We start from the raw sequence: 10259 nt of genomic DNA, 5'->3' as shown, positions 1-10259 counted from the left end.
GCATAACTCCTGCACTTCGGAGGTGGGGGCGGTGTCGAGCCGCGTCGTGGTGCGGTCCGCCGGCTCGCGCGGGCGCAGAGTGCAGGAGTTATGCGCCGCGGACCGGCCGAACGTGCGCCGCGGGGCGGCCAAACGAACGCCGCGCGGCCTGGCAGACCGGCCGGGCCGGGCGGTGCTACTCGGCCACCGGGAGCGGGCGAGCCTCGAGCCGGTCGTACAGCCGGAGCTCGTCCTCGTACTGGCGCTGCGCCCGATCCCGTTCGACCGCCTCGACGGTGCGCGAGATCGTCTCGGCGAAGACCGTGCCGCCGGCAGCTCCGGGGTGGATGCCGTCGCCTGCCAGCAGGTCGGTCCGGGCACCGATCGCCGCGGACCAGTCCGCCACCACCACGTCGGGCCGATCCTTCGCGAACGTCGCGAGGTCGTGGTTGACTCCGGGGATCCAATCACGCGGCGCGTAGGCGTTGACGAGGACCAGGTGCCGGTCCGGGCCGGTGATCTCGGCCATGCGCTCCAGGATGCCGATGTCGACGGGGCCGTTCGTCCCGAGTGCGACCACGACGTACGGGCGGAGGGCGCCGGCGGCCGAGAGCCGCTCCAGGATCCCCGGGCCCGCCCAGACCGACCGGGACACCTCGGCATCGACCTGGATGCCCGGGAGCGTCTCGAGCAGCGCCGGGGCGGACGCGAGCATCACCGAATCGCCCACGGCCGTGATCTGGTCGCCCGTGACCGGCGTCGGGCGCGGCGTCGGCGACGGCTTCGTCGTGAGCGGTCCGTTCGGCTGCGCGGGCGCGGCTTCGGGCTGCGGGGTGGGGCTCGCCGCGGGCGTCCTCGTCGGCGACGGCGTCGGTGCGGGCGTCGGTGCGGGCGAGGGTGAGGCGGTGGCCCGATCGAGCGCGGCCGCGCCGGCTGCCACCGCAGCCTCCCCGGTCGACTCGGCCGGAGCTGCGGCGATCGCTGCGCTGGTGCCGCCCAGCACGAGTACGCCCGCGGTCACGACCGCGCCGACGCGCATCCGCCCGCGCGGCCCGCCGACCGCATACCCGCCGAGGCGACGCGCGCATGCGCGGAACCCGAGGCGGCGGACCGGCGTCTCGACGAAGCGGTACGAGAGCTCGGCGGCGACCACCGTCGTGCCCAGGACCGCGAGCCCCAGCCACACTGGATCGTCCGTCCCCGGGACGGCGGCCATCGCCAGCACGAGCAGCGGCCAGTGCCACAGATAGATCCCGTATGAGCGATCGCCGATCCACCGGAGTGGCTGCACGTCCAGGCCCGGGCCGAACCACGATCCTGGCCAGACTCCCGCGGCGATCGCGACCGCCGTGCAGACGCTGGCAGCGAGCAGCGTCCCCGGGAACGTCACGGCGCCGTCGGACGGGGCCGTCGCCGCGATCACGACGATGCCCGCGAGGGCGGCGATGCCGAGGCATCCGCTCACCGTCCGCGCGGCGGACGCGTCGACCCAGCGCGGCCGCGTGGCTGCGAGCGACGACGGGGGGAGCGCGAGCGTCCAGCCGGGCGGCAGCGTGATGCCGGGAACGGATGCCGCGGCGCGCGGCGGACGCGTGAGCACCGGCGTGAGCGCAAAGGCCAGGGCGACGCCCAGGAGGATCCCGAACGAGTGCGTGTCGGTGCCGAAGTAGGCGCGGGTGAGCTCCCCGCCGCCCGATACGACCGCGCCCATCCACACCGCCGAGGCGGAGGCGAGCGCGAGTGCTGCCAGGGTGCGCGCCGCACCGCGCGGCAGCAGCAGGAAGAGGGGCAGGACGATGGGCCAGACGAGGTAGAACTGCTCCTCGACCGACAGCGACCAGAAGTTGCGGAACAGCTCGGGCGTCCCGCCGGCGAAGTACCCGGTGTCGGCGGCGATCGAGAGCCAGTTGTAGCTGAAGGTGGCGGCGCCGACGACCTGGGCGCCGAGCCGCATGAGCACGTCGCCCCCGATCAGCCACGCGAGGGTCGCGCACACCGTCACCACCAGCACGAGTGCCGGCAGCAGGCGTCGCGCGCGCCGCACCCAGAAGGCTCCGAGACGGATGCGTCCGGTCGCATCGTGCTCGCGCAGGAGCAGGGACGTGATCAGGAACCCGCTGATGACGAAGAAGACGTCGACGCCGACGAACCCGCCCGGAACGAGCGCCGGCGGGAAGAGATGGTAGACGACGACGAGCACGACGGCGACGGCCCGCAGGCCGTCGAGGCCCGCGAAGCGCGGGTGGGGGAGGGAGGGCGCGTTCGACGTCATGAGTCACGTTTGGAGGAACAGCCATTCTACGACGGGGCACGGCGTGCCCCCGGGCGTACCCGCGCGCGCCGTGGCGCCCACCGTCACACCCGGTCCGGCAGCCGCCGTCCGGTCCGAACTAGGCTGGGGCGGTGCGCATCCGCCTCGACATCGCCTACGACGGCACGCACTTCCGCGGATGGGCACGTCAGCCCGGACTGCGGACCGTCCAGGAGACGCTCGAGGCGGCGCTCGGTCGCGTCCTCGGGGGCGAGCCGCGGCTGGTGGTGGCCGGGCGCACCGACGCCGGTGTGCACGCGACCGGCCAGGTGGCGCACGTGGACCTGGACGACGCGCAGCGCGAGCGCGTTCGGGCGGGCCGTGCGCGCGGTGGCCAGGGCGAGGATGCCGTCTCGGCGCTCGCCACTCGCCTCACGGGCGTGGTCGGGGCCTACTCCGACGTCGTCGTCACACGAACCCTCGAGGCGCCCGCGGGGTTCGACGCGCGGTTCTCCGCCGTCTGGCGCCGCTACGCCTACCGCATCGCCGACGCGGTCGCCGGCTACGATCCGCTCGAGCGCCATCGCACCACGACGGTGCGCGCGCGGCTCGATGCGGAGGTGATGGATGCCGCGGCCCGCTCCCTCATCGGGCTCCACGACTTCGCCGCCTACTGCAAGCCGCGCGAGGAGGCCACCACGATCCGCACCCTCCTCGAGTTCGACTGGCACCGTGATGAGCAGGGCGTGCTGGTCGCGAACGTCAAGGCCGACGCGTTCTGCCACAGCATGGTGCGCGCCCTCGTCGGAGCGTGCGTGGCCGTCGGCGAGGGACGACTCGGCCGGGACGACATCGTCGAGATCCGGGACTCGCGCGAGCGCGTCCCCGAGGTGAAGGTCCTCGCCGCGCGCGGACTCACCCTCACGGAGGTCGGCTACCCCGCGGACGACCTGCTCGAACAGCGTGCCGAGCAGACGCGGGCACGACGCGCCCTGCCCTGAGGCGCCGGGACGCGGCATCCGTCCCCGTAGACTGGCGCGCGACGGGGGAGTGACGCTCATCGACCCGGGAGGACCCATGCAGGCCGCGCGCCGCTTCACGATCGTGCTCGTGCTCGGTGTCGGGCTGACGGCGGCGCTCGCCGGCTGCGGCCCCGCCCCCTGGGAGACGCAGCCCACCGCGGAGCCGACCGGGAGCGCCACAGCGGTCCCCACCCCCGTGGCCAACGACCTCTCCACGGGGTCGACGCAGCGCGAGCTCGAAGCGGGTGCGGTCGCCGCGACCGTGGACTACTGGTCGACCCTCTCGATGGACCGCTGGACCCCGGGCGCCGTCAAGCCGGTCAGCCTGAACCTCACCACGACGGTGACACCCGACGACGGCCAGAAGGTGTACCTGCAGCGCGCCACGATGATCGCCGTGCCCTCGACAGGGGCCGAGACGCTCGCGCCGCTGGAGCCGCAGGTCGACGCCGCGACGGTCAGCCCCGGCTACCTCGTGCTGTCGCCCTACGGCTATTCGCAGACGTTCAACGTCGGGCCTGTGCCGGAGGAGGCCACGTCGGTGACACTGCAGTTCACCTACGACTTCCTCGTGCAGACCACCCCGACCTCCAGCGAGTACGCCAAGCAGACCGCGAGCGACACGCTCACCGTCGCTCTGTCCGGCTGAGCAGGCCCTCCACGAGGGCCGCGCTGACCTTCTCCCACCGGTCGCCGCCCTTCTGCGCCGCGAGTCCCGCGGCCTCGCGGGCGGTGTAGACGAGCGCGTCCAGGTCGTAGCCGAGGACGGATGCCGGGGCCCACCCCGCACTCGCGGTCGGACGGATGGCCAGGCGCCCGTCGACGTCGAGCTGGGGGACTCGCTGGAGCACCGCCTTGAGGCAGTCGCGCACGACGGCGTCGGGGCGTGGGACGAGAAGCACCGTGGAGCCGGGAGCCGGCGATCCGACATCGGTCTCGGCCGGGAACACGGCCCGTGCCTCCTGCTCGAGGCGCGCGGAGATCGCCGCGAACGTCGCGGAGCCGGCGGTCTGGCGGATGTCGGACGAATCGTCGAGCTGGAGGTAGACGACCGACCACGCCTCGGACGTGCGCTGCGCGCGCAGCAGTCGGTCGATCGCCGTGCTCTCGAACCGCTGCCAGTCCGACGCCGACGCGGGCGTGCGCGCGTAGGAGCTGTCGCGCGTGGCGACGCCCATCACGGCCACCAGCGCGCACCCGACGTAGACCAGCATCCCGACGGAGGACACCATGCGCAGGAGCACGAAGTCGTCGCCGCCTGAGGGGGGATAGGCGAAGCCCGCGACCACCGAGGCCAGCGCCACGACGAAGAACGCCGCCGACACGATCGCGAGCGGCAGCACCGCCTTGTCCTGGCGGCGGGCCGAGACCCGCACCCAGTCGAGGAAGAACAGGCCGGCGAAGACGGATGCCGCGAAGAACGCGGCGCGGTAGGCCACGGTGAACGTCGCGACGTCGCCGGACGCCATGAGCACGGCGCCGGCGACCACGGCCAGGGCGGGACCGGTCCACGCGAACGCCCGCAGCCCCCACAGCGCGCGGAATCCCGACCACAGCAGCGCCGGAGCGCCGAGCAGCAGGCCGAGCGACGCGCGGCGCAGCGTCTCGGCGTCGTTGAGCTCGCCGGCCACCACGCCGAACGTGGCCACCATCGCCAGCGCGAACGCGAACGACCAGTACAGCGTCGCGGCGCTGGGCTTGCTCAGGAACGCCACGCCGATCGTCAGCATCGTCGCCAGCGTCGTGATCGCCGCTTGCGCGATGCCGAGATTCACCCCGGCGAGGTCGACGAGCTCGTTCATGCGCGGGTCTCCGTTCCGGTGGTGGCCACGGCACGCGCGCTGCGGGGGAGGCGCACCGACACGGTCGTGCCGACGCCGGCCTCGCTGTCGATCGACAGCGTGCCGCCGTGTGCGGCGATGAAGGCCTGGGTGATTCCGAGACCCACTCCAGTGCCCCCGGCCGACTCCGTGGCCGTGTCGGTGCGGAAATACGGGGTGAGGATGTTCGGCAGGTCGTTCGCGGCGATGCCGATCCCCGTGTCGGAGACCACCAGCGACACCATCGGGCCGTCGAGCTCGCCCACCACTCGCACGCGGCCTTCGCGCGCGGTGTACTTGATCGCGTTGCTCACGAGGTTGTCGATGACCTGCCTCACGCGGAATCCGTCGGCCGTGACGGGCAGGCGCTCGTCGAGTTCGAGGGCGATCTCGACCTCGTGGGCGTTCGCCGTCGCGCGGAACGAGTCGACCGAATCCACCACGATCTGACGCAGGTCGAGATCGTCGAAGGCCTCGCGGGCCGAGAACGCCGTGCGCGACGTGTGGAGCATGCTGTTGGCCATCTCCAGCATCCGCTCGCTCGCGCTCACGATCGCCTCCAGACGCTGGCGCATCTTCGGGGTCAGATCCTCGGTCTCGAGCGCGAGCTCGGCGTTGCCGATCATGACGGTGAGCGGATGCTTCAGCTCATGCGAGGCCATCGCTGACAGGCGCTCGCGCTCGCGCTGGGCGTGGGTGATAGCCGTCACGTCGTGGACGACCAGCAGGATGCTGGCATCCTCGTCGTCGGACGCCGCGAGGGGCTTCGCGGTGACCGAGAGCACCCGCCATTCCCCGGCCTGTGTGAACAGCCACACGCGCGCGTCGACGAACAGCTCGCCGCGCGCCGCGCGCGCGAACGGTCGCGCGGAGGGCGGGACCGGCATGCCGCGCAGCTCGGTGTACTCGACCGAGCGGGCGGGCAGGCTCGGGTCGAGCGGGTCGAGGCCGTAGAGGCGCGCATAGGCGTCGTTGACCGCCAGCACCTCGCCCGAGGGGGACAGGCGTGCCACGCCGGTGTCGACGCCGTTGAGGATCTCGTTCGTCCGGCGCTCCTGGGCCGACGCCCGGCCCAGTGCGACGGTGAGCCTGCCGGCCTGACGGCTCAGGAGGCGTCGCAGGGCGTGCGTCTGGCGCATCGCGAGGTGCGCGGTGATGCCGATGAAGGTCAGTGACAGCAGCACCGTGAAGATGCGCAGCGCCGCCTGATTCGAGGGTGCGGCGGTGGAGTCGACGAGCAGGATCGCGCCGATCAGGGCGAGCATGACGGCGAGGTAGGCGACGCGGAAGTGCATCGCCACCCACATCACCGGGAACACCCACAGGAACCCGAACCGCAGCTCGGTGTTGCTGGCGACCAGGCCGATGGCCAGCGCATCGAGGAACGGGATCGCGAGCACCGCCTGGCGCGGGAGGCGCGCCCAGGGGATCGCGAGCGTCGCCAGCGTGAGGACGATGAGCGACAGCATCCCGAGGGCGAAGTTCCACCGCGCGAAGAGCTCGGGCTGCAGGACGAGCACGAGCACGCACAGCATGACGACGCTCGCGGCCAGGACGAGCTGGGTCAGCCAGATCGAGCGCGTACGCGTGCCAGGCGCCGTGTACGCCGACTCCGACCGCCCCCCGGTAGCCATGTCACGGATCTTAGAGGCCATGCCGGCACCTCCTCGGGAACCTCGCGCGTGCCGTCGTTGCGGAACTCTTGCGGAAACGTTGCGCCGGGGCGGTGACCTCGTGCCCGCCGCGTTGCGGTCGCCCCGCCAAGCTGATCTCAGGCGCCGACAAGGAGCCTCTCGCAGACTTCATCGATCGAAAGAGACGACCGTGACCGAGCTGGCCACCCTCCGCACCGCACCGGCGCCGCACCACGACGTCCGTGGGAACGCCGCCGAGGTCGTCGAGGCTTCGGACGTCCACGGGTTCGCCGACGATTTCGAGACGGTCCTCGACGACACGTCGGTGCACCGCTCGACCATCGGCTGCGTCATCCCCGCCTACAACGAGCAGGACTCGATCGCCCAGGTCATCGAGTCGCTCCTGTCGCAGACCCGCGTGCCGGATGTGATCCACGTCGTGGTGAACAACACCTCCGACGCGACGGTGAAGATCGCCTCGCAGTACGCCGGCCCGCACGAGCTGGTCACCGAGCTCGGCGAGCAGTTCACCGAGGTCTTCGTCCACGACATCGGCAAGAACCCCGACAAGAAGGTCGGCGCGCTCAACTACGGCTACACCCTCGTCGAGGGCTACGACTACCTGCTGGGCGTCGACGGTGACACGGTGGCCGAGGCGAAGGCCGTCGAATACCTCGAGTCCGAGGCCGTCTCGGACTCGCGCATCGGCGGCATCTCGGCGATCTACTCGATCGACGACAGCTCCATCAAGGGCGGCCTCGCGAAGTTCCTCACGACCGGCCAGCGCTCGCAGTTCGCCGCCTTCAACCTGCACAACCTGCTCCGCGGCCGCAACATGGCGGTGCTCGGCGGGCAGTTCTCGATCTTCTCCACGCAGGCCCTGCGCGACATCATGGCCCAGAACCACCAGTCCACCCCGTGGGTCAAGGACTCCGAGGTCGAGGACTCGCTGCTGTCGCTGCAGATCAAGAGCGCCGGCTATCTGACCAAGATCAGCCCGTTCGCGCGGGCCGACGTCGGCGGCATGACGACCCTGCGCGCGCTGGACGCGCAGCAGGTGAAGTGGACGTACGGCGCCATCGAGCTCATGTGGCCGGGGCAGCGCGGCGACACCAAGGGTCAGCCGTTCCACCCCAACCTGCGCGTGCGCTGGCTCGAGCACTTCGACATGCTCATGAACCTGTTCGTGCGGGTGGCGTTCATCACACTGCTCGCCGGATCCCTCTCGATCGGCGCCTTCGTGTTCTCGCCCTGGTGGCTGATCCCGCCGGTGATCGCCATCGCGCTCAACACCCGCATGGCGCTGACCATGAAGAACCGCAACGCGCGCGACGTCCTGTTCGGCCTGACGCTCATCCCGGCCGAGGTCTACATGTGGGTCCGGCTGAGCCACTTCACCCGCTCGTGGACGCGCTTCCTGTCGCGCAAGAAGGTCGACAACTGGGCAATGCAGGCCCAGGCCGAGCGCGGTGCGGGCCTGGGACACTGGACGCCGCTGATCGTGGTCGCCGCCGTCGTCGTGGCGATGGTGGTCATCTGGTCGATGCTCGGCCCGATGGTCCAGTCGACGATCCTCTGGATCGGCTGGCCGATCGTGGGCGTCGTCACCGTGCTGCAGACGCTGTCGATGTTCTTCAAGCTGATCCGCCGCCAGCACGGATACAAGGTCTGACGCGGACCCGACGCGTTCAGAACGGGGATGCCTCGCCGTCACGGCGGGGCATCCCTCCATGCTCATGGCGTTCAGGCCAGTTCCGATGTGAGGCGGTAGCCGACGCCGCGCACCGTCTCGATGTACCGCGGGTTCGTCGGGTTGTCGCCGAGCTTTCTCCGGAGGTTGGTCATGTGGGCCTCGACGGCGCGCTTGTCCGCGTCGCCCACGAAGTAGCTCGTGACGTAGGACTCCCCGCGCAGCACCAGCGTGAGGTCGGCCTTGCTGCGCACGCGCCGCTTGGACTCGAGCAGCGTCGCGAGCAGGTCGAACTCGGTGCGCGTCAGGTCGAGATCCTGGCCGCCGATGGAGACCAGGCGGTTCTCGGGGTGCAACAGCAGGTCGCGGTGCGCGATCCAGCCGTCGTCGACGGTCGCTGCACCGGCGGGGGCGGCAGCGGATGCCGCGGGCGGCACGACGGCGGGGCCGTCGGCCCCGAGGGCCGGCGTCGGGATCGACGACGTGGCGGGCCGGGCGCCCGGGAACGACGGGCCGACGCTTCCCTGCGAGGGTGCCGAGGTCACCGCGACGGGGACGGTCGTGTCGCCGCGCGTGCGACGTAGGAGCGCCTCGACGCGTGCCCGCAGCTCACGCGGTCGGAACGGCTTGAGCAGGTAGTCGTCGGCGCCCGCACCGAGCCCGGCCACCACGTCGGCCTCGTCGTTGAGCCCCGTGAGCATGATGATGTACGTGTCGGACTGCGCCGCGCGGATGCGGCGAGCCGCCTCGAATCCGTCGATGCCGGGCATGTTCACGTCGACCGTGGCCAGCAGCGGCTGGTAGGTGAGGACGGCGCGGACCCCGTCGATGCCGTTGCCGACCGAGACCGTCGAGAAGCCGGCGGATTCGAGCACCTCGGAGAGGATGTGACGGATCTCCGGATCGTCCTCGATGATGACTGCTGTCTTCAGCTGGTCGACTGGGGTGGTCATGGGTCGCGCGTCTCTCTCGTGCAGATGATTCGCCTGCGACGGGCGCCGACCCCAGATGCGACGCTCCGCGCGCGATGGCGAGGTGCTCCGATGGTACCGTGCACGGCCGTCCGGATGGCCGCCCCCGCGCGAGGATTGCCTCAGTACTCGCTCAACGGGCAAGCGCCTGCCGGGTCAGGGCGACGGCGCCGTCGGGCCACCAGGTCCCCGCTTCCGGCCCGCCGTTGCACGGTCCGTCGCTCTCTCCCGGAGGCTTGATCCACAGGTTCGTGTCGACGACCCGATCGGAGACCGTCCCGCCCGGCTCACCGACGAGTCGCCCCGAGGGATTGCACCATTCGCCGTCCGAGCCCGCGCCGTTGCGGGACGTGTCGACGACGGCGTGGAGCCCTCCCAGCCTCTCCGAGAGCGCGTGCGCGTACGCAAGCTCACGGGAGGTCTCGTTGTAGTTCGAGACGTTGGTGGCGAAGCCGCGCACGCGGCCGAGGTCGCCCACGCGCTGGAGGAGGCTCGCCATCTCGTCGACGGGTCGCCAGTTCGAGTGTCCGCCGTCGAGGTAGATCCACGTGCGCTCGCCGGCCAGGCGGTCCACCGCGTCGCTGAGCTGGCCGGCGCGCTCGTCGATGTTCCCGCAGTCCGGCGCGAGGGCGATCGCATCGGGCTCGAGGATCACGATGGGCGACACGTCGGACGCGGCCTCCAGCGCCTCCCCGATGAGGCCGGTCCACTCCGCGTAGCCGGCGGGGTCGAGGCCCCCCGCAGAGTGGTTCCCGCAGTCGCGGCCCGGCAGGCCGTAGACGACCACCGCGAGGCGCGCGGACTGCTCGCGCGCCTCGTCCGCGAGCGCGGCGATCCGCTCTCCCACGACGTCCGCCGGGTCGGCCTCTGGTGTGAGCCACACCGCGGTCTG

The 10259-nt window shown here is 71.6% G+C and carries 8 protein-coding genes; 3 read left to right on the top strand and 5 right to left on the bottom strand.

Annotated features, from left to right (window positions below):
• Positions 1 to 175: 175 nt before the first annotated feature.
• Positions 176 to 2251: an acyltransferase family protein gene (locus ACE3O1_RS13095; RefSeq protein ID WP_374315738.1), complete on the bottom strand. Its 2076-nt coding sequence runs from the start codon at positions 2249 to 2251 to the stop codon at positions 176 to 178.
• Between the two features lie 131 nt (positions 2252 to 2382).
• Between ACE3O1_RS13095 and truA the strand changes: the two genes are divergently transcribed.
• Together truA and ACE3O1_RS13085 are read left to right on the top strand one after the other, a co-directional pair.
• Positions 2383 to 3231, top strand: a complete 849-nt coding sequence (gene truA, locus ACE3O1_RS13090) for a tRNA pseudouridine(38-40) synthase TruA (RefSeq protein WP_374315736.1) — start codon at positions 2383 to 2385, stop codon at positions 3229 to 3231.
• Between the two features lie 49 nt (positions 3232 to 3280).
• Positions 3281 to 3901 (top strand): hypothetical protein, encoded by a 621-nt coding sequence (locus ACE3O1_RS13085; protein ID WP_374315734.1) that lies wholly within the window; start codon positions 3281 to 3283, stop codon positions 3899 to 3901.
• Here the strand turns inward: ACE3O1_RS13085 and ACE3O1_RS13080 are convergent.
• Positions 3879 to 5054: a hypothetical protein gene (locus tag ACE3O1_RS13080; protein WP_374315732.1), complete on the bottom strand. Its 1176-nt coding sequence runs from the start codon at positions 5052 to 5054 to the stop codon at positions 3879 to 3881. The two genes, ACE3O1_RS13085 and ACE3O1_RS13080, sit on opposite strands and share 23 nt — an antisense overlap.
• Positions 5051 to 6706, bottom strand: a complete 1656-nt coding sequence (locus ACE3O1_RS13075; RefSeq protein ID WP_374315730.1) for a sensor histidine kinase — start codon at positions 6704 to 6706, stop codon at positions 5051 to 5053. The genes ACE3O1_RS13080 and ACE3O1_RS13075 overlap by 4 nt, the downstream gene beginning before the upstream one ends.
• 190 nt (positions 6707 to 6896) lie before the next feature.
• Between ACE3O1_RS13075 and ACE3O1_RS13070 the strand changes: the two genes are divergently transcribed.
• Positions 6897 to 8378, top strand: a complete 1482-nt coding sequence (locus tag ACE3O1_RS13070; protein ID WP_374315728.1) for a glycosyltransferase family 2 protein — start codon at positions 6897 to 6899, stop codon at positions 8376 to 8378.
• A gap of 71 nt (positions 8379 to 8449) precedes the next feature.
• Here the strand turns inward: ACE3O1_RS13070 and ACE3O1_RS13065 are convergent, their stop codons facing one another.
• Complete coding sequence (locus ACE3O1_RS13065) at positions 8450 to 9349, bottom strand: response regulator transcription factor (RefSeq protein ID WP_374315726.1); 900 nt, start codon at positions 9347 to 9349, stop codon at positions 8450 to 8452.
• 151 nt (positions 9350 to 9500) lie between these two features.
• Positions 9501 to 10259, bottom strand: a 759-nt coding sequence (locus ACE3O1_RS13060; RefSeq protein WP_374315724.1) for a glycoside hydrolase family 6 protein, incomplete at its 5' end; no start/stop codon positions are given.

Origin of the sequence: Microbacterium sp., from assembly GCF_041909575.1 — a bacterium.
Classification (GTDB): Bacteria; Actinomycetota; Actinomycetes; order Actinomycetales; family Microbacteriaceae; genus Microbacterium.
Note: the sequence above shows the minus strand (reverse complement) of the source record. Positions and strands in the feature narration are given on the sequence as shown.